This is a genomic window from Hoylesella pleuritidis, assembly GCF_963541955.1.
Classification (GTDB): Bacteria; Bacteroidota; Bacteroidia; order Bacteroidales; family Bacteroidaceae; genus Prevotella; species Prevotella pleuritidis.
The window spans coordinates 89549-113509 of the sequence record NZ_CAUTUT010000004.1; the positions used below are offsets into that span (position 1 = coordinate 89549).

Genomic DNA, 23961 nt, shown 5'->3' on the forward strand with positions numbered 1-23961 from the left:
AGGTATGACAAGAATATCTTATTATAATAACAGGATCGATGACCTTACACGCGAGATTGCCTTGTTACGAAATCGTAGCCGCTTTTTTGTGGGCGGCGAAATCGTTTCATTCTTGGCGATGATCGGTTTTGTCGTACTTTACACGGTGCTTGCCGACAGTACGTGGACATTGGCACTGTCGGTGTTGTCGTTAGCGGCATATATTGTGATTCGTCGGATGGATGTTCAGACGAGTGAGAAAATGCAGCAGTTGGAAGATTTGCGTACAGTTTATACGGACGAGGTGGCTGGTGCCAGGGGCGATTTTACGTGTTTCGATGCCGGTGAACGATATGTAGACCCACATCACGCGTTCACTTTCGACCTTGATATATTCGGACGCGATTCACTTTTCAACCGAATCAATCGTACAATAACTTCGGGTGGCAGCGATCGTCTGGCCCGATACCTGTCGCTTTCGGATGTAAACGACCGGTCGGAAATCATCGATGCCTTTGCCGAAGACGAACCGTGGCGGGCCGTGTTTATGTCGCTTGGTAAGCGAATGAAGATCGATACTGCCGAGATGAAACGTATTCTGAGACTCGTAAGCCGCGTGAAGATTGTTCCAAAAGCTCGTTCTAAGGCATTTTTGATTGCAGCCTATGCGTTGATAACAGGGCTTTTCGTATCTCTCTTATTGGCAATAATGGGCCGGGTAAGTGCCGATATCCCGATTTGGTGGGCCTTGTTACAGTTCTTTTTTGTATTTATACTGACTAAACGAGCACTCGGCGACATCTCCAAAAACGTAAATACGCTGCACGCGCAACTGAAAAAGTACATCGATATGATACGTCATTGTGCTATCAAAAAAGATGTTCCGCGAGGGGCAGCAGTTCATTTTGCGTCTCTTTCGGAAGCAATGGCATCGTTTGAACAGCTGGATCGTGTACTCGACGGACTCGACCGACGTAGCAATATACTTGGTTTGTTCTTTGCAGACGCATTCTTTCTGAGTGACTTTTTCCTCATTCGTCGTTTCTTGCAATGGCAGGCCGCCTATCTCAATCGGATTGATAACTGGATTGACAGCGTGAGTACGATAGATGCTTGGGTGTCGATGGGTACATTCCGATATAATCATCCCGAGGCAGGGTGGGGTGAAATCGTAGAATCGGATGAAATCGTTTATGAGACGGAAGGGCTGTATCATCCCTTCCTCGGGCCACAAGCCGTACGCAATAATTTCGTTATACGTAATGGAAACTATTATATGATAACGGGTGCGAATATGGCGGGCAAAAGCACATTCCTACGCTCTGTCGGGGTGAATTACGTGCTTGCCCGGAACGGAATGCCGGTTTTTGCCGACCGTTTGCGGGTTTCTTGTTTCTCATTGTTCAGCAGTATGCGAACCACCGACGATCTTACGCACGGCATTTCTTACTTCAATGCCGAGCTGTTGCGGCTCAAACAGCTCATCGACAGTTGTCAACGGCAGTCTCGCACATTGATTATTCTCGACGAAATACTGAAAGGCACCAATTCGTTGGATAAACTCAACGGCTCGCGTCTGTTTCTTCAAGCTGTTGCTAAGTTGCCCGTGAGCGGCATTATTGCCACACACGACCTCGAATTATCCAAAATGAGCGATGCGTTTCCGGCTCGTTTCCACAACTACTGTTTTGAGATCGAACTCGGAACGGCCGTCACTTACACTTACAAAATCACTCCCGGCGTGGCCCGTAATCAGAATGCCACGTTCTTGTTAGAGCAGATGCTGCAAGAGATAGATCACGTATGATCGTATCGGCAGAAATGAAATTCTCAGAGATTTATTCTGTTTTATTCGTATAAATGATTAGCTTTGTGACGATTTATTACCTGAATGGCGAGAAGTTTAACTAAAAGTCTTTTATATGTTCAATAGATTTGTAATGATAGTCGGAGTCTTTTTGCTCTGCTCGTCACCCGTAATCGCCCAACACAAGATTTGGGTCGAGGCTGATGGAAGTATTTATATACAACGAGGTGATAATGGTATCTTCGGTGCTTCCATATTAGGGAAAAAGGAAATCAAGAAGAATCTCTTCATCGGTGTAGGTGTAACTTGGCTGATGTCGCGGTTGGATGCAAGTGGAACAAAGGTAGAAGACGGAGTTCGTTACTCTATGGATGCTTCTACGGTGTATCGATTTGCGGGCAAACTTACCGCTACTTGGAACATTCCCGTGGCGTTTCAGTCGGGCTTTTATGTCGATGGAACATTGATGGCGGATATTTTGCCGTTTGACTATGCGAAACTTCATCGTGATGTCGGTGACTCAAAGAATCACAATCGGGGCAAACTCTTGTTCACGGGATTCTCTCCCGGCGCCTTTATCGGCGGTGGAATCTATCACGATTTTAAGCGAAAGAAACATCCGTTGCGTGTCTCTTTGGGATTGGAATACGGTTACTTTGATTTCTTTTATGCCTATCGACACGGCCGAATTTATGGTCAGAGGCTTTCATCTTTTGTCGATACAGGCCGGACGTGGTATGGGGCTACGATTCGATTCAGTAGCTTTTGAAAACAGCAGATTATCTGTGTATATATATTAAAATAAAGAACTTTATTGTAAATAAAATGTAAAAATAGGACGTTTGTTGCTTATATATTTGGAGTTATTATAAAAGTTACCTATATTTGCAACGTGTTTTTCATAGTATTAGATTTAAGGTTAACAAGGTCGGGCCCAGCGGGGCCCATTTTTTTACACGTATTTGAAAGACCGAATTAAATGAATACAGATAAATTTTGCTTCTTTTGAAGCGGAGAACGGTGATAATTTGTTATTGCATTTGTATTGTTCTGTATATCAATTCATTATAGTATTTGTTCTCATTAGTTCTTTGTCGCGTTGCGTTTAACTGTTAAACGTGTTGCGAAAAGTCGTTATTTACACGCCAATAGACGGCTTTTCGCAATGCAAGTAACTGTTACTTGTAAAACCGTTTTTATGTTATTGATAATCAGGTAAGTAGAGACTGTATCTGATTTTTGTTTTCCGCTCTTTCAAGTTCAATTATTTTAAATGTTACTTTTTGTGACCTAAAAGATGATGAAGTGAAAGCAAAGGATAGATTCTTTATGAAATAAATTTGGATCATCAAAAAACTTAAACTACCTTTGCGGTGAAATAGACGATATCTCGAGAAGTGGGGCATCGGCATTGTATTCTGTTTATGTTATTTCGGATGAGATTCTGTGGATGAATGAATCATCCTCGGTAACACGTTTGTTTAAGTGATGATAAGATAGTATGAATAAATATTTAGCAGAAATAGTCGGTACGATGGTGCTGGTGTTGATAGGTTGCAGCGTAGCTGTCAGTCTGAATTGTTCTTCTGACTGTACAGATGTGGCCAATGTAAGCACGGTTATCGGCACGGCAATGGTTTTCAGCCTTTCAGTAGTAGCTATGGTTTATACGATTGGCGGTATTTCAGGATGTCATATGTCGTTGTAAATTAACCGCTTTTACTTGATGATGCATACTTCTAAGTCCGCTTTGACCGATAAACGATATGTAGTGCCATTTGTGTTGGTAACGATATTGTTTTTCTTATGGGGCTTCGCACGGGCCATTCTCGATGTGCTGAATAAGCATTTGCAGAACGAGATCCATATCACGATTACCCAATCGGCATTGATCCAAGTTACAACCTATTGGGGATATTTTGTGATGGCTATTCCGGCAGGACTATTTATCAATCGATTCGGCTATCGACGAGGTGTCGTTTTCGGGCTGTTGCTGTTCGGAATGGGGGCTCTACTCTTTATTCCCGGTGCTTATATTGGTACCTTTTATGCCTTTCTGGGGGCCCTGTTCATCATCGGTTGCGGCCTCACTTTTCTTGAAACGGCTGCCAATCCCTATGTAACGGAGTTGGGAGACAGAGCTACAGCCACAAGCAGACTCAATCTCTCGCAGTCGTTCAACGGTTTGGGAAGCCTCTTTGCAACGTTTGTTGTGGGGCAATTTTTCTTTCGGCAGACGGGGACCGGTGGTGATGTGACAGTTCCTTACACGATTTTAGGGGTGTTGGTACTGATCATTGCCTTTGTGTTTTCACGCGTGAATCTGCCCGAAATACCTCATCCTGTAATAGAAGAAAAGGAGAATGAAATGAGCGGAAACTTCGCTCGGCTGTGGCGGCACAAGTTATTTGTTTTTGGATTGATAGCTTTGCTTGCTTATGAAGTGGCCGAAATATCTATCAACAGTTATTTTATCAACTTTGTAACAGCCCAGGGATGGATGAATGATAACACGGCTTCGGTGGTATTGACGATAGCTTTGGCTTTCTTTATGGTGGGTAGATTTGCAGGTAGTTGGATGATGCGGCAGATCGATGCACGGCTTGTACTGCTCTGCTGTGCGGTTGGCTGCGTGGTGTGTATCGGTTTAGTGTTGAATGATTTTGGCCCGATTTCGATGGTGGCATTGATCGGTAACTATTTGTTTGAGGCCATAATGTTTCCTACAATCTTCTCTTTGGCTTTGTCGGGATTGGGAAATCTCACCAAGAGTGCGTCTTCGTTGCTGATGATGACACCTATCGGAGGCTGCGGTTTCTTGTTGATGGGTTATGTGGCAGACCACGTCGGACCAGTGGTTCCGTTCCTCCTGCCATTCTTCGGATATATGATAGTTTTGGCTTATGCCGTCTGTTTGTATAAAATAAAGCGGTACTTGAAAAGCGCTAAAATGCAAAGCCCGGTTGACAAATATTGAATTGTTAATAGATTTAACCTCATCGGCATATTAAAAACTCTGCTATTACTTTGCATTGACAAATTAATGTGTTAATTTTGCACGCGATTAGATTCAGGCTTTTCAAATAAATTAATAAATTATGGTAGATTACAAATCATTAGGCTTGGTAAATACTCGTGAGATGTTTAAGCGAGCCATCAACGGCGGTTATGCTATTCCGGCATTCAACTTCAATAATATGGAGCAGTTGCAGGCCATTATCAAGGCTTCTTCTGACCTGAAATCGCCAGTTATTTTGCAAGTTTCCAAGGGCGCTCGGAATTATGCTAACCAGACACTTTTGCGCTATATGGCTCAGGGAGCCGTTGAGTACGCAAAAGAGTTGGGGTGCAAACATCCTGAGATTGTTCTGCATTTGGATCATGGAGATACGTTCGAGACTTGTAAGAGTTGTATCGATTACGGTTTCTCTTCGGTGATGATCGATGGTTCTTCGCTGCCTTATGATGAGAATGTAGCCCTGACCAAGAAAGTGGTTGACTATGCGCACCAATTCGATGTGACCGTAGAAGGCGAGTTAGGTGTGCTTGCAGGCGTAGAAGATGAGGTTGTTGCGGAAGTATCTCATTACACAAAGCCGGAAGAAGTGATCGACTTCACCAGCAAGACAGGCGTTGATTCGTTGGCTATTTCCATCGGAACATCCCACGGTGCTTATAAGTTTACCCCGGAACAGTGCACCCGCGACCCGAAGACTGGTCTGCTGATTCCGCCTCCATTGGCATTCGACGTGCTTGATGAGATTATGAAGAAGTTGCCTGGATTCCCTATCGTGCTCCACGGTTCTTCATCCGTTCCACAGGAATATGTGAAGATTATCAATGAGAATGGCGGTAAGTTGCCCGATGCAGTAGGTATTCCCGAAGAACAACTCCGCAAGGCTTCCAAGAGTGCTGTATGCAAAATTAATATCGACTCAGATTCTCGTCTGGCCTTTACGGCAGCTGTCCGCAAGGTGTTCAACGAGAAACCGGGCGAGTTCGACCCGCGTAAATACTGCGGTCCAGCACGCGATCTGATGACAGAACTATACAAACATAAGATCATTGATGTGCTTGGCTCTGACAATAAACTGGCTCAATTAGACTAAGAGATACATTTTAGTTTGACATATTATGAAAAAGCAGAGGATTCATAACAATGATCCTCTGCTTTTTTTATTGTTAGCTATTATGTATCTGTATATAAAAGTCGCTCAGATCGGCAGCGAATAATGATCGGGGCGACTCTTGTTTCTCTAACGAGAATTAGGCGTCGGCCTCTGATAATTGTGCAGCCTGCGAATATTTGCGAGCTCCTAATTCTTTGTCAAGCATATAAATGCCGTAGCCGTTATCTTTAATCATCTTCAAATTATCGATAATCGTCTTGGCATTTTCTTCTTCTTCGACTTGCTCATCGATAAACCACTGCAACATACTCTGCGTTGCATAGTCTTTTTCTGCACTCGTAAGAGCGAACAAGTCATTGATCATATCAGTCACTTTCTGCTCGTGATGTAATGTGCTTTCAAATAGATTGAGTAGCGAGTTCCATTCTGTCGGAACAGCATTAATAGGTTTCAGTTCTACCTTTCCATTGCGGGAGATAATGTAGTTAAATAAAATCTTGGCATGATCCTGCTCTTCTTTGAACTGGACTTCAAACCAACGGCCCATTCCCGGTTGACCTTGTGCGTGGCAATAAGCGGCCATCGATAAGTAGAGATATGCCGACCACATCTCTGCATTGATTTGTACGTTGAGTGCATCTTCAATTTTTTTCTTTAGCATAATGTTTTTGTTTTTAAGTGTTTGTTTCTGTTTTGATTTGTACAAAGGTACGAAAAAACTTCTGATAGTGTATCTTCGTTATTAGAGAAAATATCTTGATTTTTCTGCGAATACAGTAATTAAAAATATAATTAACCATTATTCGTTATTTGAAGAAATTGAATTAACGAAATCAAATATTCATTTCCAATGAAGATATATGCTTCAATAAATATCGGATAAATTATAAATTTTGAGTACGAATGATATATATATTAATAATTTAAGTATTTGTTCGCAATACTGACTATAATTGATGAAGATACCTTGAAGTTGTAAAAGGGTAGGAGAGGGTGTGCTATCAATAGGATGGAAGTGAAGACTTATAAAGGGAATCTATACGTTTTTTGAGGAGTCAAACTGATTTCAAGGCTGCAATTATGTTTTTTTACATTCGAAGATCGTGTGAAGTCAACAGATTTTCTTAACTTTGCAATCTCATTATATATAAGTACGAAAACGTATGTCTGGGATCAAACAAATCAAAACGGCCCTTATTTCCGTTTATCATAAGGATGGCTTGGAGGAATTACTTGCCAAATTGAGTGCCGAAGGTGTGCACTTTTTGTCAACCGGTGGTACGCAGAAGTTCATTGAATCATTGGGATATTCGTGTCAAGCGGTTGAGAGTTTGACTTCTTATCCATCGATTTTAGGTGGTCGAGTGAAAACTTTGCACCCGAAGATTTTCGGTGGAATATTAGCTCGGCGGGACGATGACGGTGATCAGGAGCAGATGAAACAGTATGAGATTCCGGCCATTGATCTGGTTATTGTAGACCTGTATCCGTTTGAGCAGACTGTGGCTGAAGACGCATCAGAGACCGAAATTATTGAGAAAATAGACATTGGCGGTATCTCACTGATACGTGCTGGTGCTAAGAATTTCAATGATGTGGTTATCGTTCCGAGTAAAGCCGACTATCGCGTATTGCTCGATCTGCTGAACGAAAAAGGTGCACAGACCGATATTGAAGATCGGAAAATGCTGGCAGCGCGTGCATTTGGTGTGAGCAGTCGTTATGATATGGCTATTCACACGTGGTTTGCCGAATAAGAAATATTTATCGCTATAATTCAAAAGACTAAGAAATGGGATTTTTTTCGTTTGTTCAGGAAATTGCAATGGACCTCGGAACGGCTAATACCATCATCATCAGCGATGATAAAATCGTGGTGGATGAGCCGTCGGTCGTAGCCCTTGATCGCCGTACGGACAAGATGATAGCTGTCGGGGAGAAGGCAAAGATGATGTATGAGAAGACTCACGACAACATCCGAACGATCCGTCCGCTGCGTGACGGAGTGATAGCTGACTTTACGGCGTGCGAACAAATGATGCGCGGATTGATCAGAATGGTACACACTGGGAGTCGTTTGTTTTCTCCGTCGCTGCGAATGGTCATCGGAGTGCCATCGGGAAGTACTGAAGTAGAGCTTCGTGCCGTGCGTGATTCGGCCGAACACGCCGACGGTCGCGACGTTTATCTGATTTTTGAACCAATGGCTGCAGCTATTGGTATCGGCATAGATGTTGAGGCTCCGGAGGGTAATATGATAGTCGATATCGGCGGTGGAAGTACCGAGATTGCTGTAATCTCTTTGGGCGGAATCGTTTCCAACAATTCGATTCGTGTTGCCGGCGATGATCTTACAGCTGATATTCAGGAGTATATGAGTCGTCAGCATAATGTGAAGGTGAGTGAGCGAATGGCCGAACGTATCAAGATACATGTGGGATCGGCACTGACTGATCTTGGAGAAGAAGCTCCCGAGGATTACATCGTGCATGGACCGAACCGTATTACGGCTCTTCCGATGGAGGTTCCGGTTTGTTATCAAGAGATTGCACATTGTCTTGACAAGACGGTTGCTAAGATAGAGAATGCCGTTTTGTCTGCTTTGGAGAATACGCCGCCCGAACTTTATGCTGATATTGTGAAGAACGGCATCTATCTTAGTGGTGGCGGAGCATTGCTTCGAGGTTTGGACCGTCGCTTGCAGGATAAGATCAATATCCCGTTCCATATTGCCGAAGATCCGTTGCACAGTGTGGCGAAAGGTGCCGGCATAGCTTTAAAAAACGTAGATCGTTTCTCGTTCCTGATGAGATAGGGCTATGCGGAATCTCTTGGAGTTTCTTGCAAAATACAATCATTGGTTCGTTTTCATCATCCTCGAAGTGATTGGTCTGGTATTGTTGTTCCAATACAACAACTATCAGGGCAGTGTATGGTTTTCTTCAGCTAATGTCGTGAGCGGCAAATTGTATGGATGGAGTTCCGAAGCAGCAGCTTTTTTTTCACTGCGCGGAGTAAATGAAGAACTGACGCGGCGCAATTTGTATCTTGAACAGCAAGTACGAATTCTTTCAGATTCCCTTGTAAAGACGGGAAGAGATAGTGTGGCATTGTCTCAAAGTCAGCTGTCTGTGCTCAAACAATACCGACTGATACCTGCTAAGGTAGTGAGCAACACCGTTAATAAGGCCGATAACTTTATCACCATAGACAAAGGAGCGGCCGACGGAGTTCATAAAGATATGGGAGTAGCTTGCGGAAGTGGTGTCGTGGGCATTGTCTATATGGTATCGACGCATTATTCTGTAGTGATTCCTGTGCTTAGTTTGCAGTCGAATATCGGTTGTGCCATTCAGGGCCGGGACTATTTCGGAGTTTTGCATTGGGCCGGCGGTGCTGTCGATATGGCTTATGTTGATGACATTCCCCGGCACGCGCACTTCAAACTGTATGAAAAGGTGGTTACCAGTGGTTATTCTTCGATTTTTCCGCCGGGCATCTTAGTGGGTACGATCAAGCACGTTTATAATTCCGCCGATGGTCTATCTTATCGATTAAAAGTACAGTTGTCTACCGATTTCGGGAAACTTCGTGATGTGTGTGTTATTGACAATGCACCGATGGAAGAACGTTTGCAATTATTGAGAGCTGCTCAAGATTCGTTAACTTCTAAGCAACAGTAAAGGAGACAGCTATGAATTTGAATTTAATCAAAAGGTTATTAGGGTTTATTCTCCTCTTGTTGGTACAAGTGTTGGTATTAAATCACATCCATCTTTTCAATTGTGCGACTCCGCTCCTTTATGTTTACATCGTATTGTTGTTTCGCCGTGATTATCCTCGGACTGGTATTTTGATGTGGTGTTTTCTAACGGGACTCTTTGTGGATATATTTTCCAATACGCCTGGTGTGGCAACTTTGTCAATGACTTTTATGGGACTCATTCAGCCTTATTTGCTGATGCTGTTCGTTTCCCGCGATAATTCGGACGATTTCAAGCCCACGATGAAATCGCTGGGAGTAGCAAAGTTTGTTTATTATACCATCCTTTCAGTCATGATTTACTGTTTGTTATTCTTCACGTTTGAGACATTCAGCTTTTTCAATTGGCAGCAATGGATAGCGTGTGTAGGCGGAAGTACGGTTCTTACCGTTATCTTGATTTTGGTGATTGAGAATATGAGGGAACGCAATTAATGAAGGATTTTAATCTTGAAAATCGTCGTTTGGTAATCGGTGGAGTGGCTGTGGCAATCGTGGTCATTTATATTGTGCGACTCTTTACGCTGCAACTGATGAGCGACGACTACAAGAAGAATGCGGACAGTAATGCCTTTCAAAAGAAAATAGAATATCCCTCACGTGGCATTATTACTGATCGCAGCGGTAAATTGCTGGTTTACAATCAACCTGCTTACGACATAATGGTGGTGATGAATGAAGAGAATGGTCGGCTTGATACTGCTGAGTTTTGTGATGCTTTGGGCATAACCAAGGAATTCTTTATCAAAAGAATGAATGATATCAAGGACAGATCAAAAAATCCCGGATACTCTCGTTTCACCCAACAGCAGTTTATGAGTCAGCTCCCCGACAAGGTTTTCAGTATTTTCCGAGAGAAGATGTTTCGTTTTCCGGGCTTTTATATACAGAAGCGCAGTGTGCGTCAGTATCAATATCCCTATGCTGCGCACGTTTTAGGAGATGTAGCGGAGGTCTCGGAAGGTGATATTGAAGAGGATGATTATTATCAATCGGGCGATTATATCGGTAAACAGGGTGTCGAGCGATCTTATGAAAAGCTGCTCCGCGGAGAAAAAGGTGTGCAGATACTTTTGCGTGATGCTCACGGAAGAATACAAGGGAGCTATCAGAACGGGCGCTTCGATCACCGACCAGTTGCAGGGAAAGACCTCACGTTAAGTCTTGACATTAAGTTACAGGCACTTGGAGAGCGATTGATGGAAGGAAAAATCGGTAGTATCGTCGCTATTGAACCATCCACCGGTGAAGTGCTGTGTATGGTTTCGTCACCCACTTACGATCCGCGAGTTATGGTGGGGCGCCAACGTGGAAAGAATCATCTTACCTTGTCGCGCAATATTCGGAAACCTTTGCTGAATCGCTCGATAATGGGGCAATATCCGCCCGGATCGACCTTTAAAACTTCTCAAGGTTTGACATATATGTCCGAAGGAATCATTACGCCATATACGATGTTCCCCTGTCATCGCGGCTTTTTCTATCGCGGTCTGCACGTGGGATGCCACGGACACGCTTCGCCGATTAATTTGGTTGAAGCCATCAGTACCTCCTGCAATGCTTATTTTTGTTGGGGATTGTATTATATGATGTCCAACCGACGTAAATATAGGAATGTGGAGAGGGCGATGAATACGTGGCGTGATTATATGGTTAGTATGGGATTCGGTTACAAGCTCGGCATCGATTTACCCGGAGAGAAACGCGGATTGATACCCAATGCCACATTTTATGATAAGGCTTATCACGGGTCTTGGAACGGACTGACTGTTATTAGTATTGCTATCGGACAGGGTGAAGTCAATCTTACGCCGTTGCAGATAGCCAATCTCGGAGCTACTATCGCCAATCGCGGCTATTATTATGTGCCTCACGTGGTGCGGAAAGTGCAAGACGAGCCCTTGGATACTGTGTTCACGCGTAGGCATTACACCCGAGCAAGTCGACGTGCTTACGACTATATCGTAGCCGGAATGCGTTCATCAGTAATTAAGGGAACGTGTAAAGAGGCTAATCGTGCTGATTATCTCGTCTGTGGAAAGACAGGAACAGCGCAAAACCGTGGACAGGACCATTCTGTTTTTATGGGATTTGCCCCGATGGAGAAGCCTCGGATCGCTATCGCTGTATATGTGGAGAATGGTGGTTTCGGTGCTGACTATGGTGTTCCTATCGGCTCTTTGATGATGGAACAATATATAAAAGGTAAACTCTCTGCCGCTTCTGAAAAGCGTGCGGCAGACTTTCAACGACGAAGAATTGCGTATGGAGCGAGGAATAGATAAACCGCACAGTGTGCTTGCATCGCTCGACTGGTGGACGATAGCCATCTATCTGTTGTTGCTCATCTTCGGATGGGTCAGTGTTTGCGGAGCAAGTTATACATACGGCGACACCGATATTTTCAGTCTCGGCACGCGTTCGGGAATGCAGATCGTGTGGATTGGCACGTCCGTCTGTTTGGGATTCGTTTTACTGATGCTCGATGACAGATTTTACGACACCTTTTCTTATGTCATTTATGTCTTGCTGCTGCTGTTGCTTTTTGCCACTATCTTCAACCCGCACGAAATCAAAGGCTCGCGTTCCTGGCTCGTGTTGGGCTCGCTCCGATTGCAACCGGCCGAGTTTGCCAAGTTTGCTACGGCCTTAGCCGTAGCAAAGCTGATGAGCACCTATGGTTTCAACATCCATCGATGGAAACATTTCGCCGCAGCGTGCGGTGTCGTGTTGCTGCCGATGCTCTTCATTGTGGCGCAACGAGAGACTGGTTCAGCACTTGTTTATCTGGCTTTTTTCCTGATGTTTTATCGTGAAGGAATGCCGGGAAGTATCCTCTTTACAGGTGTTGCAATGGTCATCTATTTCGTGGCAGGTATCAAATACGAGCAAGTTTTCCTTGGCGATACTCCCACTTCGATCGGAAAGTTCGTCGTCTTGCTTTTGGTGCAACTCTTTTTAGCAGCGATGGTCTATGTCTATTGTAACAATAAGAAGCGGGCGTTTCGTTTAGTAGCTTTCTCAATAGGTATTACGCTGATTGCTCTGTTGTTTTCCGAGTATGTTATTCCGTTCGACATTGTGTGGGTACAGTTCGGTGTAAGTGCTGTGCTGATTGGTTACCTTGTTTATCAGAGTATCAGTTCGCGTTTGACCAATTATTTCTATATTGCGTTGTTTGCTATTGGCTCGATAGCTTTTTTCTATTCCGCAGATTATGTCTTGAATGATGTGATGGAGCCTCACCAGCGTGTCCGCATCAATGTCTTGCTCGGCTTAGATGAAGATCTTTCCGGTGCCGGCTATAATGTGCATCAGAGCGAAATTGCCATTGGTTCGGGAGGACTGCGGGGAAAAGGATTCCTGAATGGTACACAGACCAAACTCAAATTCGTACCCGAGCAAGATACCGACTTCATCTTTTGTACTGTGGGCGAGGAGGAAGGCTTTGTCGGTTCGGCAGGTGTACTGCTGTTGTTCCTTGCTTTGATCTTACGGCTCATCTATTTAGCTGAACGGCAGCCTTTCAAGTTCGGTCGTGTGTATGGCTATTGCGTATTGAGCATATTCCTGTTTCACGTTTTTATTAATGTGGGGATGGTGCTCGGACTCACTCCTGTTATTGGTATTCCCTTGCCCTTTTTCAGTTATGGTGGATCCTCATTGTGGGGATTCACTCTGTTGTTGTTCATCTTCCTGCGTATTGATGCGGGAAGAGGAATGATCAGGAAATAGAAAAACGATATTTCCTAATAATATTGGGAAAGCTTCAAATCGACGAAACGGATTCGGCGTAGGGGTACGATAAGTTCAAATCAGTAAAAATCACTCTCAGTTTTCAATTATCACCCCGATATCGCTGATGCCGGGTAAGACTTCGCGTTTCATATCGTGTCGGACAGTGATGAAGAGACTGTCGCCAGGAGAGAGATGCAGATTGCTGGCGTGGAATCGGTATTGATAGTAGCTGATGCCTTGCCCTTTTGCCTTGCCGTCTCGATCGGTGAGCACACAGTTTATCGTATCTGTTTTCATACGCTTTGCCGGCAGGATATGCTGTTCGACGATAAGTGTCAGCGCTTGAAAAGGGTAAGCACCGTTCGTGCGCAACGCCACATTGATACCGTAAACGCCTGCAATAGCGACTCGGGGAACGGCGAACGAGAGTGTGTCGTTTTTCTCCCAACCGGCAACTGGCGTATGGGCATATCGATCATACACCTTGTTGCCGCATGCAGCAGTGAGTATCGCCAGTATTGCGAATGATGTAAGAATCCCCTTTCTCATTGGCTTACTCTGCATTTCTCGGTTGCGTATCGGTTTTTTGATCTCTATTTGCATTATTGTTACGCCGATTGGGATTACCATTATTGCGTGTTTGTCTGCCCGAATCCGGCCGCCTGTTCCCTGTTGCTGACTCGCTGTTTTCCCGAGGACGGTTGTTAGGTTTACGATTGCCATCCTTTTGTTCTCCGCCTGTCAGTTTCTCGCCTTCTGCTTTACGCTTATTCCGTCGTGTATTGTCTTTTTTCCTGTTTTGTTTAGACTTGTCGAAGCGACTGATGTCGGCATTGGCCAGCAGATCGACAGACTTTTTCTGAACCTTTTGTTTGCCATCCGCCAAAAGCGTGAGTGGCTTTTCGCCTTGCCGATTGAGTCCGATAATCTCGTTGGCACGTACTGCTGTGATCGTTTCGAGGTTGGCTGCGAGGTTCTTATCGGTAGAATAGGTTACCTGTCCCGATAACACGTCTGCCTTGAAATAATAATAATCGCTGTCTTGTGTCTGTAAGATAATCTCCTTGCCGGGCAGTTTCCTACTCGCTTCCACATAACTGTCAACTTCGTAGTTAAGGCAGCACTTGAGCTTGGCACACATACCCGCCAATTTCTGAGGATTGAGAGAGATGTCCTGAAAGCGGGCGGCATTGGTGCTGACACTGGAAAAATTCTTCATCCAAGTGGCACAACAGAGTTCGCGGCCGCACGGACCTGTACCGCCAATACGGCCAGCCTCCTGTCGTGCTCCGATCTGTTTCATTTCGATACGGATATGAAACGTCTCGGCCAAGATCTTGATCAGTTGCCGGAAGTCTACGCGATCGTCGGCAATGTAATAAAAGATGGCCTTGTTGCCGTCGCCTTGATATTCCACGTCTCCGATCTTCATTTGCAGTCCGAGTTCCTTAGCTATTTGCCTACTCTGAATCATTGTGCCATGTTCTCTGCTTTTGGCCTCGGTGTATTTATCGATGTCCACCTGCTTGGCAATACGATATATACGTCGTATCTCATCCGACGATTTCAGGTTTGCTTTCTTTATCTGTAACTTCACGAGGCGCCCCGTGAGTGTCACCACACCGATGTCGTGACCCGGATTAGCTTCGACAGCTACGGTGTCACCTTTGTGCAGGTCAAGGTTATTCACATTGTGATAGTATCCTTTACGGGTGTTCTTGAACTGAACTTCCACCAAATCGGTGCTGTAAGGATTACCTGGAACGTCTGCCAGCCAGTCGTATGTATTGAGTTGGCGATCTTGTCGTCCACAGGCACAATGGCACAGTCCGCGGTCGCAATCGCTGCATATCTTGTAATTCAAATCTTCATATTTCATAGGTCATTATTTTCTCATAATTAATACGATCATTTTCAGCGCCAAATCGAAGAACACGATCTTGGCATTTGCATTCTGCCCGATGTCGCGCTGAGTCTTCGTCAACAGTTCGGAAATCTCTATTACGTTGGCCTCGTTGATGAAACGGGCGAAGCGTTTAGAGAAATTCTCTTCGTCGGCAGTCATATAATTCAGGTCGAAAAGGCCGAAATTATAAATGAAGTTTTCGCGAATCATCCGTGCAAAATACGACAGCATACGCCGCTGTTTCTCTCTTCCGAAGCCTGCAACCGTTTCGCTCCACGTTTTCAACTCGTGTACATTACGCTGATAAGAGAGGCGCATCAGCGAGATGAATATATCAAGAAACCGGCGGTTCTCGTTGTCGGCGTCTAACGTTTCGAGGGCTTTCAGCCAGCTGCCGTTAGCCACTCGTGCGATGCAACGGGCTGGTTCGGCGTCGATGCCGCGCCGTGTGACAAGGGCTTCTTCTATGTCAGCTTCGGCAATTCGGTGTATATCGATGCGCTGGGTGCGGCTGCGAATGGTGTCGAGGAGCAGTTCCGGCGCTTCGCAAATCAGCAGAAACACCGTCTGATGTGGTGGTTCTTCCAACAGTTTGAGTAGCTTGTTGGCACACTCTGCGTTCATTCGTTCGGGTAACCAGATGATACTGACTTTAAATCCGCCCTGACTCGACTTCAAACTCAGTTTACGCATCAGTTCATCGCTCTCTCCCGCACCGATCTGTGCTTGCTGATTGGCAGCTTTCATACAGTCGAGCCATTGGTCCATTGTGAAATATGGCCCTTTCATCAGTATCTCGCGCCATTCCCGGGCGAAGTCTCCGCTCACCATTTTATGCTCGCTCGAAGTGCCGGCCGGTCTGATCACGGGATAGGTGAAGTGCAGATCGGGATGCTCCCAGTTGCGAAGCATTGCTTCTACATTGCGTTTTTGTGGTGTCGGCTCGCTATCGTTTTCACCCAAGAGGTATGAGGCGAAAGCCAGGGCAAGCGCCATTTTCCCGCAGCCCGACGGTCCGCAGAGCAATATCGCGTGTGGAATACGTTGCTCGTCGACCATTTGCAACAGTCGGTTTTGTGCCTCTTTCTGTCCGATTACTTCGTTGAATCTCATCCTGTTGTTCTGAAAGGCTACCTCTCTCTTTCCTATTCGGGGCCATTTCGTTGCAAAGTTACGAAAAAGCACTGTAAAATGCGAATAAAATACTTGGGATGATACAATAAATGTGCAATCCAAGCCCCCGATGATCGTCGATGACTCCTCCTATACTTTTTCCCCAGCCCTATACGACTTCTGCCTCGGTAGTCGTATACTTCTCATATACCCCCCCAAAAAAGTTCCCTCACCTGTCTTAGCGCTTTGCAGAAGCCAGGTGAGGGATTTTTATGCTATCAATCTTGTCTATCGAGTACAGCGCGGGCGTTTACAACCCCGTTATCTTGCCGCTGTAGCTGATGGTGAGGGTGTGTTCCTTGCCGTCTTTGCCCTTCACGCGGCCGTTTTCGAGTTTGATGTTGATGGTGCCGTCGAACGAGCCGCTCACGGTAAGCGTTCCTGTGGTGAAGACGGGGTAGTCATCCTCGCCGGGGGCGCCGTAAGAATCGATGAGCTGAGTGCCGTCGGACTTATAGTACTCTACCATCCAATAGCATTCGAAGCCTTGCCCCTTTCCCCTTTTGGTCAGGTCTACGGGGCTGCCGCTCATGTGCAGGTCTTTGTTCAGTTCAAACCTCACCCTTTCTTTACCGTCGGCCGAGAGGTAAAGATAGAGAGCGTAGTTGCCGTTGAGCTTGTCTTCGTATTCGGCCTTGACGATGGGCTTCTCCACGCCGTCGATGGTTACGGTGTTGGTGAACTTTGGCTCGGGCTTGTCGTCATTGTCTTTCGAGCACGAGGTAAACGCGGTGCTCATCATCATCGCTGCTGCAAGGGCGAAAGCTGTTTTCGCTGCGCTTGCAAAAAACTTTTTTGTTCTCATAAATTCTTGTGCCCCCCTGATGACCCGCGTGATTTGTGTTTGTGCGAGAACGCCGTGTCGGGGGCTGTGGGCGTTTGGGGTTATGAAATGTTCTTACTTTTTCACCACTTTTTTACCATCGACAATGTACACGCCCTTGGGCAGATCTTTCAGTTCACCCGACAGGCGCACACCGCCGAGGGTATAGATGCCGCGCTTTTTCTGCGGCACGTCGGCTTTCACGCCCTCGATGCTGGTAGCATCCTTGGTGATCACCACCCAGTCAGTTACTATCTTATCGTCTGTGCCGAAGAGGGAGTAGGCTACATTGGTATCGTACTTTTTCCAGTATGTTCCCGCGGGACTTGTGATTGTGCAGCCGGTGAACTCGGGGGTATCATACATATTGCAGAGGCTTCCGGCACCGCTGCCTTTGGCGCGGATGTTGCAGTGGTCGAACTTCCAATGGCCTTCCGAGAGTCCGTCCGTTCCTCCGACGACTTCCAGGGCGCAATTGCTCACGGTAACTGTGCCATAGTTGATAAAGCCGAAACGGTAGTATTCATTGCTTGCCGTCGTTGATCCATTCACTGTGAGTTTGCCCTCGCCTGTGATGTTGAACGCCGCAGCCTGGCCATTTCGTATACTCCCGCTGTTTTGGGCAGTAATGGTGTTCTTGCCGATGAGGCGGAGCGTCAGGCCACTGATGTCGTTCTCAATCCCGATACCGCCATTGCCCCCTGCGGTCGTATTGATGGTGGCATTGTTAAGGGTGAGTGTCTTGGTCTCGGAGTTGTAGCTTGCCTTACCCGATATGCCGGGGATGGTGCTGAGGTCGGCGCAGTTGCCCGAGCTTATCTGCGTGCCGGCAATCCAGAGGTTGTAAGTGGTTGCGGGTTTGATGGTTACTTCGCCATAGTAGGTGTCGCCGTCTGTGCCGACGAACTCGTAGTAGTTGTGTTCGTATGTCTTGCCGAACTTCACACCGGGCGTGCTGACATAGCAGTTTTTCAGATAGTAGTGTTTGAGATAGCCTATGCCTGAGCACTTCCAGCCCCAGCCGCCGGTGGCGCCTTTCACCTTGACCGTGGCGTTGTCCACCACAAGGGTCAGGATCTCCGTATTTTCTCCATTGTGATATCCGATGATACTATAATCCTTTCCCTGCACATCGAGCGTGCAGTCTTTGATGGTTAGCGTGCAGGGCTTGCTTCCATTTGTTATGGCAGCATTGGCTTCGCTGCGTGCCGTGAGCGAGCCTGTGCCCGAAATCTCTACGTTGCCATTCTCCCAATAGAGTGTCTGCCACTTCGTGCTCACGGTGTTTTTGCCCACGAGTACGATCTTGAGTTTGGGAATATTGTTGCAATGGAGGAAACTGTCGTCCTGGTTTTTCACCTTGACGTTGTTGAGGGTGAGCGTGGTGGTGGCTTGGTTCCACTTTGCCGTACCGCCGCCGAGGGGGATGGTGGCGTCAGCGTAGTACACCTTTCCGCAAAGCCTCATTGACATTTCCGACTTCTGCGCCTGCACCTGCTGCGGCAGTGCAAACATAGCGATGAAGAGTGCGGCTATCGTGGTGTAGATGTTTCTGAGTAATGGTTTGTTCATCATAAAGGTGCCCCCCTGATGACCCTCCCCCTGGGGGAGGGAACGCCGTGTGGGGGCTTGGGCGTTTAGGTTTAACTTGTAAACGAGTGGACGAGTAAACAAGTTAACGAGAAAAAACTCGTCAACTCTTTCTCATCCTCCTCACGGTTTGGGCATCGTTTCTTTCTTCTTGCGCTTGGGGTTGTCCACGCTCAGCTCCACGGCCTTGGCGGCTGCGCGCATCTGCATCTTAGGCGTGAAGACGATTTTGGGCGACTTGAGCGTCTCGGCGGTAACGTCGATTTCCTTATCTATCATCTTCGGCGGGACGACGACACGGAATGAACCGAGGTCAGCCAGATCGACGCTTGAGCCCAGTAGCAGAGCGTCGCGCACGATGGCGCCGAGCGAGATGAGCGCGTTGGACACGTCGCCGGCTGAGAGCGAGGTCTCGCGCACGATGCGGTCTACCACCATCTTATTGGTCAGGTGTTGGTTCGACTTGGGCGAAGCGAAATAAACCGTCTGTCCCTTGCGCTTGCCGATGTTGAGTTTCCTTGATTTTACTTCAAATTCTATCATAGCTGTTTTCTATTAATTGGTTTATGATTTTTGTTCTGTAATCGTGCCTTTTGCACCCCACTCGTGGGGTATCTCGATAGGTCACTCGTGGGGTATCATCGTACCCCACTCGTGGGATACCGAAGGCGTTGTTTTGTTGCTCTGTTTTATTCCGTTGCAGTGCCTTTATAGCTGATGGCGAAGGTGTGCTCCTTACCGTCGCTACCCTTTACGCGCCCGTTTTCGAGCTTGATGTTGACGGTGCCGTCGGGCGAGCCGCTCATGGTGAGGGTGCCGGTGTCGAAGATGGGACTAGGACTGCCGAAGGCACCCCAAGTATCAAACAGACTTTTGCCGTAGTCAGAGTAAATTACCCCCCAATACCACTTTCCGTCGTGTTGCTCTTCCTTTTCGGTCAGTTTGATGGGGCTGCCGGTTATGTGCAGGTTCTTGTTAAGTTGGATCGTCACCCTTTCCTTACCATCGGCCGAGAGGTTGAGGTAGAGGAAGTAGTTGCCTTTGCCCCTGTCGTCGTATTTGGCTTTGAGGATGGGCTTTTCCACGCCGTCTAAGGTCACGGTGTTGCTGAACATCTCGGGCTTCGGCTTCGGCTCGTCGTTGTTATCACTCGAGCAGGCGGTGAAGGCCATACTCATCATCACTGTTGCTGCAAGGGCAAGAGCCTTGCTTGCCGCGTTCGCAAAGAATTGTTTTATTCTCATTGTTGTTGAATGTTTTGAAATGTTTGTCGCTTTTATCTTGCTTTCTTGTCGCAGACGGTTCGAAAGGCTTATATTCTCCTCCCGCCGCCGTGGGCGGGAGGGTGAGAAACTTGATGGGATTGCTATTCATCATCAGCTGATATCCTTGACCCTACGAGATCTCGGCTACGAGAAGTATATAGTCAGTCATATTTGAGATAAGTCATAAATCTGGCACCATTCTTGGAGGTGAACTTTTCGCTCTCAATTACACGATAAAAGGGATCGGAGAATTCCTTTACATTCAATGTTATGTGGCAATCAGTGCCGATACCGCTCCCAACGCTACCAGAGTCAAAATCAACACTCCTGCTGGATCCCAGCTTAGCATTAAAGAGCCAGTAATTTTTCCGATAAAGGGTCCCGTCTGGGTTATAAAGCACATACGCAAGTTCGAATAGGAGTCTATTCTTCTTATTTATGTCATACATTTCCGGATAGATCTTCACTTCCGCTTTCCCTAATCGTCCCTCATTGGTTTTGAATAGGAAGATACCTTTATGTAGTTTAAAGCTCTTTTTGCTCATCTTGTTAGCTAACTGGATGATTTGCACAAATGTGATCCTATTAAAGTCTGGGTTACTGCCGTATTCATCATCTTTATTTCCGCCACCAGAGCCGCCGCCGGAACCTCCGCCGTTGCCTATTTTCTTTTTCAACTCTTCAAGCTTCTTGACAATATCGGCAAGGGCTGCAGCTGCAGCGGTGTTTCCACTGTTCACGGCTGCAATAAGGGCGTTGATGGCGGCAGTAGTGTTGCCAATTTCCGTAACGATGCCGGCCTGTGCTGTGCCGAGTGCTTCAACCTGCGCCTTCATTTCGCCTAGAGCAGTAACCACGGCGTCGAACTTGTCGCTATAGTCCGGTATGGCCTTGATGGCCGTGGCGATGGCATCGAGCTTGTCGCCGTAGTCGGGCAGGTTCTTGATGGCGGTCTCGATGGCTGCGAGCTGCGAGCTGTAGTCGGGCAACGCCTTGATGGCAGCTTCCAAGAGGCCTAACTTCTCTTCAAGCGAGAGGGTCTGGGCCTGGATGGCTCCCTGAATGGCCGCGAGCTTCTCGGCTTGTATCTTGGCTGTACTTTCGATGATGTCGTAAATAGCCGCAAGTTTCTTGGCGAGTTCGTCACGTGATTTGTCAATGGCCGTGGCAATGAGCGTGCCCATCTCGTCAATCTTCAAAGTCTGATTCTTGATGGCTGTTTCCAAGAGACCGAGCTTTGCTGCGAGCGAGAGGGTCTGGGCCTCGATGGCTCCCTGGATGGCCGCGAGCTTCTCGGCTTGCGTCTTGGCTGTGCTCTCGATGATGTCGTAAATAGCCGCAAGTTTCTTGGCGAGTTCGTCACGTGATTTGTCGATGGCCGTGGCGATTAGTGTGCCCATCTCGTCAATCTTGATGGTCTGGTTGTTCACGGCCTTCTCCAAGAGGTCGAGCTTTGCTTCGAGCATGAGCGTCTGCGCCTGCATCGCTGCCTCGATGGCTGCGAGCTTGGTCTCGAGCGTGGCGTTCACGGAGTTGAGTACGTCGATGATGGCCTGCAACTTGGTCTGCTGGTCGGCGTTCATCTTGTCGATGGATTCGGTGAGCTTCTTGATGGCTTCCTCGTTTTTCAGGAAGCCGTTGTTGATAGCTTCCACCACCTTGGTGAAGTCGTTGATTACTGACACGTTCATCGTGTAATTGATCTCGGGTGCGTCTTCCTGACACGAGGTGAAGAACGCGGGTGCTGCCAACAGCATCGCGATGGCGAACAGGATAGATTGAATTCGTTTCATAATTATTTAAATTTAGGAGTTTAATTGATGGAGTTGAAGGAGCTAAGACAATGGTCTGTCCTACTCTTCCTTTTTTCTTTTTACTCAATTCTTTCTTTACTCACGTTTGTTAGTCTTTTACATTTATGGTCACTCTTCGTCCCTCGGCGGTTGCAATGCCGTTTCGTGCGCCGATGGCGGTCTGTGGTTCAATGTCGGCCGGAGCAATGCCCTCTGCCCGCAGCACGTTGACCACGCTTTGCAGACGGCGCTCGCTGAGCCTCAGGTTGTGTTCGTCGGTGCCGGGTGTGCTGGCTTCGGCTACGATGGAGAACTTGTTCCCCATCATCACCTGTGCAAAGAGTTTCAGGCGGTTGGCTTCCTTGTGCGTCAGTACGTGGCTGTCGTTGTTGAACCGCACAACGTACGAGGGCTTCTGTGTTCTCGTGGCCTTGCTGTTTTGGCAGTCGTCCAAGCAGCGTTGCAGGTCTTCGGACTCCTGTCGGAGCTTTGCCTTATCAGCCTCAGCCCGGTTAGCCCGTGTCTGCTCGGCTTCAGTCTCCCGCTGCAATGTGTTGATGCGGTCGTTCAGAGCGTCTATCTCGCTGGTGTAATACTTTGTCAGTACTCTGGCGCGACTCGCCACGAAGTTGTAGCGCAGAGTGGCCAGACCGAAGAGGAGACTCTTGGGCATCGTCGTCTTGCGGTTGAGCAGCCAATCCATCTCGCCTTTGAGTCCGATGGTGAAGCGTCGGCTCACATCGGCCTCAATATGTAGCGAGGCAGGGATGTAGAGCTTGTTGAAGCGCTCGTGCCGGTTCGTGGTGCGCACATTGCCCGTGACGGTCACTTCTGAGTCGTTGCCGATGTTCTCGCCTTCGTCGATAGGCGTGGTCTTACCGCCTTGCGTCTTGGTGTTGCTGAAAGTAATGGTGTACTCATTGCCTCGTGCGAAGGTGCAGCCTATGCCCGTACTCAACCAGATGTTCAGCCACTGTGCGCGTCGGTGAGGCCATAGCTCCATCAGATTGAAGCCTATACCCAGTTTGGCGTTGTGGTAGTTCATCAGGTAGTTGCCGTAGATCTTGACGGGCATCGTCTTGGTGTTGAGTGTAGAGAAGCGTTGCTCACGGCGGTAGCGCGACCAGAGATACTCGGCGCCCACACGCACCCAGGGGCGGATGGTGAAGTCGATGCCGCCACCAACGGCGGGCGATTGTTTGTAACTGCGTTTGGCATCGAGGTTCTGATACCACACATCGGTAGCCCACGACAGTCCGCCCTCGGTGTAGATACTCCAAGTACGGGTGCGCAGCTCGCTGTTCCGGTCTCGTGGTGGCTGTGTTCCTTTCCCGTCAGCAGTCTGCGCTTGTGCGCTGACGGCTACGGTTGCGGAGAACAGGACGCTGAGACCCACTCGTGCCCATCGGCCGCTGAGCGGCGGGATGAGCGGTTTTGTCCGTCTTTTGTTCATATTGTTTAAGATACCTCCCTGTTGCAACTCCTTTCGGAGCAACGCCGTATCGGAGGCTCGGGCGTTAGGGTGATTGTTGAAGATTAGAATATGTTTGTATATGAGGAAGAAATGCGCAATGTTTATAACATCAGTTAAATGAAAACGAAATGAATATGACTACACGGGCCGGATATCATTCATCTGTCGTTAGAATAACAGTTCGTAAATGAAATCTCGGATGCCCTGCCACGATAGGGAATGCTCCCTTGGCCTTCGTGGCGGCGGTTTTTCGGGATGGGGATTATTCCCTTCTTCGGTGCAGGGCTTCTCGCTGATGCGTTTGTCCACTTCCGTCTTGACCATCTCTTTGATGGTATCGAGAAGTTGGATGCGGTCGTCTGCGGTAGTCAGGCTTTTATCCTGTCGAGGCGGCGTGTCGTTTTTCTTTTGTTCCATACCTTATATTATATAGGGGTTCGACTGTTGTCGACATCGGGGATTATTTTTTGCAAATATAGGGGCAGAACGAGGGAAGAGGCATTGCAAAATCAATCAAAAT

General features: G+C 47.2%; 22 protein-coding genes and 1 pseudogene. 11 read left to right on the top strand and 12 right to left on the bottom strand.

Annotated features, from left to right (window positions below):
• The first annotated feature begins 4 nt into the window (after positions 1 to 4).
• The 5 genes and pseudogenes from RWY97_RS02660 to RWY97_RS02680 all read left to right on the top strand — a co-directional run bounded on the left by RWY97_RS02660 (position 5) and on the right by RWY97_RS02680 (position 5895).
• On the top strand, positions 5 to 1786 hold the full coding sequence (locus RWY97_RS02660) for a MutS-related protein (protein WP_315565368.1): 1782 nt from the start codon (positions 5 to 7) through the stop codon (positions 1784 to 1786).
• 115 nt (positions 1787 to 1901) lie between these two features.
• Positions 1902 to 2555, top strand: coding sequence for a hypothetical protein (locus RWY97_RS02665; protein ID WP_021584554.1), 654 nt, complete (start codon positions 1902 to 1904; stop codon positions 2553 to 2555).
• 732 nt (positions 2556 to 3287) lie between these two features.
• Positions 3288 to 3488 (top strand): annotated as a pseudogene (locus RWY97_RS02670) (aquaporin); the annotation flags it as partial.
• A gap of 27 nt (positions 3489 to 3515) precedes the next feature.
• Positions 3516 to 4763: a sugar MFS transporter gene (locus RWY97_RS02675; RefSeq protein ID WP_315565447.1), complete on the top strand. Its 1248-nt coding sequence runs from the start codon at positions 3516 to 3518 to the stop codon at positions 4761 to 4763.
• A gap of 121 nt (positions 4764 to 4884) precedes the next feature.
• Complete coding sequence (locus tag RWY97_RS02680; protein WP_021584607.1) at positions 4885 to 5895, top strand: class II fructose-bisphosphate aldolase; 1011 nt, start codon at positions 4885 to 4887, stop codon at positions 5893 to 5895.
• Between the two features lie 157 nt (positions 5896 to 6052).
• Here RWY97_RS02680 and RWY97_RS02685 read toward each other — a convergent pair whose 3' ends face one another.
• Complete coding sequence (locus RWY97_RS02685; protein ID WP_315565370.1) at positions 6053 to 6577, bottom strand: ferritin; 525 nt, start codon at positions 6575 to 6577, stop codon at positions 6053 to 6055.
• Between the two features lie 502 nt (positions 6578 to 7079).
• Here RWY97_RS02685 and RWY97_RS02690 point away from each other — a divergent pair.
• Genes RWY97_RS02690 through rodA form a run of 6 tightly spaced genes read left to right on the top strand, consistent with a single transcriptional unit; the run spans position 7080 to position 13414 of the window.
• Complete coding sequence (locus RWY97_RS02690) at positions 7080 to 7673, top strand: IMP cyclohydrolase (RefSeq protein WP_315565371.1); 594 nt, start codon at positions 7080 to 7082, stop codon at positions 7671 to 7673.
• A gap of 35 nt (positions 7674 to 7708) precedes the next feature.
• A complete protein-coding gene (locus tag RWY97_RS02695; protein WP_021584601.1) occupies positions 7709 to 8731 on the top strand; it encodes a rod shape-determining protein in 1023 nt (340 codons plus the stop codon).
• Positions 8732 to 8735: 4 nt separating this feature from the next.
• Complete coding sequence (gene mreC, locus RWY97_RS02700) at positions 8736 to 9599, top strand: rod shape-determining protein MreC (RefSeq protein ID WP_315565374.1); 864 nt, start codon at positions 8736 to 8738, stop codon at positions 9597 to 9599.
• Positions 9600 to 9610: 11 nt separating this feature from the next.
• Complete coding sequence (mreD, locus tag RWY97_RS02705; RefSeq protein ID WP_024991980.1) at positions 9611 to 10114, top strand: rod shape-determining protein MreD; 504 nt, start codon at positions 9611 to 9613, stop codon at positions 10112 to 10114.
• Positions 10114 to 11964, top strand: a complete 1851-nt coding sequence (gene mrdA, locus RWY97_RS02710) for a penicillin-binding protein 2 (RefSeq protein WP_021584500.1) — start codon at positions 10114 to 10116, stop codon at positions 11962 to 11964. The genes mreD and mrdA overlap by 1 nt, the downstream gene beginning before the upstream one ends.
• Positions 11945 to 13414: a rod shape-determining protein RodA gene (gene rodA / locus RWY97_RS02715; protein ID WP_315565378.1), complete on the top strand. Its 1470-nt coding sequence runs from the start codon at positions 11945 to 11947 to the stop codon at positions 13412 to 13414. Before mrdA ends, rodA begins: the two co-directional genes overlap by 20 nt.
• 96 nt (positions 13415 to 13510) lie before the next feature.
• On the opposite strand, the gene RWY97_RS02720 is transcribed toward rodA, so the two are convergent.
• The 11 genes from RWY97_RS02720 to RWY97_RS02770 form a co-directional block, all read right to left on the bottom strand.
• Positions 13511 to 13966: a gliding motility lipoprotein GldH gene (locus tag RWY97_RS02720; protein WP_315565380.1), complete on the bottom strand. Its 456-nt coding sequence runs from the start codon at positions 13964 to 13966 to the stop codon at positions 13511 to 13513.
• 4 nt (positions 13967 to 13970) lie between these two features.
• Positions 13971 to 15296, bottom strand: a complete 1326-nt coding sequence (locus RWY97_RS02725; RefSeq protein ID WP_315565382.1) for a PSP1 domain-containing protein — start codon at positions 15294 to 15296, stop codon at positions 13971 to 13973.
• Positions 15297 to 15302: 6 nt separating this feature from the next.
• Positions 15303 to 16436 (bottom strand): DNA polymerase III subunit, encoded by a 1134-nt coding sequence (locus RWY97_RS02730; RefSeq protein WP_315565383.1) that lies wholly within the window; start codon positions 16434 to 16436, stop codon positions 15303 to 15305.
• A 310-nt stretch (positions 16437 to 16746) separates the two neighbouring features.
• Positions 16747 to 17301, bottom strand: a complete 555-nt coding sequence (locus RWY97_RS02735) for a hypothetical protein (RefSeq protein ID WP_315565384.1) — start codon at positions 17299 to 17301, stop codon at positions 16747 to 16749.
• Between the two features lie 93 nt (positions 17302 to 17394).
• Positions 17395 to 18894, bottom strand: a complete 1500-nt coding sequence (locus RWY97_RS02740; protein ID WP_315565385.1) for a hypothetical protein — start codon at positions 18892 to 18894, stop codon at positions 17395 to 17397.
• Positions 18895 to 19032: 138 nt separating this feature from the next.
• Entirely contained in the window at positions 19033 to 19452 is a 420-nt protein-coding gene (locus tag RWY97_RS02745) for an HU family DNA-binding protein (RefSeq protein ID WP_273177619.1), read from the bottom strand.
• A 146-nt stretch (positions 19453 to 19598) separates the two neighbouring features.
• Positions 19599 to 20090, bottom strand: a complete 492-nt coding sequence (locus RWY97_RS02750; protein ID WP_315565386.1) for a lipocalin/fatty acid-binding family protein — start codon at positions 20088 to 20090, stop codon at positions 19599 to 19601.
• Complete coding sequence (locus RWY97_RS02755; protein WP_315565387.1) at positions 20056 to 20286, bottom strand: hypothetical protein; 231 nt, start codon at positions 20284 to 20286, stop codon at positions 20056 to 20058. Before RWY97_RS02755 ends, RWY97_RS02750 begins: the two co-directional genes overlap by 35 nt.
• Before the next feature lie 49 nt (positions 20287 to 20335).
• Complete coding sequence (locus RWY97_RS02760) at positions 20336 to 21931, bottom strand: hypothetical protein (protein ID WP_315565448.1); 1596 nt, start codon at positions 21929 to 21931, stop codon at positions 20336 to 20338.
• A 145-nt stretch (positions 21932 to 22076) separates the two neighbouring features.
• Positions 22077 to 23462 (bottom strand): OmpA family protein, encoded by a 1386-nt coding sequence (locus tag RWY97_RS02765; protein WP_315565389.1) that lies wholly within the window; start codon positions 23460 to 23462, stop codon positions 22077 to 22079.
• Positions 23463 to 23609: 147 nt separating this feature from the next.
• Complete coding sequence (locus RWY97_RS02770) at positions 23610 to 23858, bottom strand: hypothetical protein (RefSeq protein WP_273178081.1); 249 nt, start codon at positions 23856 to 23858, stop codon at positions 23610 to 23612.
• Positions 23859 to 23961 lie beyond the last annotated feature (103 nt).